Raw genomic sequence first — 256 nt, 5'->3', positions numbered from 1 at the left:
ACGTACGGCATCGCGCAGAAGCTCGCCCTCGACAAGAAGGACTTCCAGGGCATCCGGGACGCCTTCGAGTTCGACCCGGTCGCCGAGAAGTACATCAAGGTCGACCCGATGCACGAGGCCCGCTGGTACCCGACGCTCACCACGCTGGGCGACGGCAAGATCCTCAGCGTCTCCGGCCTCGACGACATCGGCCAGCTGGTCCCGGGCAAGAACGAGATCTACGACCCGAAGACCAAGGAGTGGACCTACACCGACA

The 256-nt window shown here is 64.1% G+C and carries 1 protein-coding gene; it reads left to right on the top strand.

What is annotated here, in order from left to right; genetic code table 11:
* The coding region (locus G3I54_RS01675; protein ID WP_239144181.1) for a kelch repeat-containing protein at window positions 1–256 on the top strand (256 nt) is incomplete at both ends.

The sequence above is a fragment of the Streptomyces sp. SID14515 genome (assembly GCF_010548505.1).
Lineage (GTDB): Bacteria > Actinomycetota > Actinomycetes > Streptomycetales > Streptomycetaceae > Streptomyces > Streptomyces caviscabies.
The sequence above is the reverse complement of the archived record's forward strand: the minus strand, read 5'-3'. Positions and strand labels throughout refer to the sequence as shown.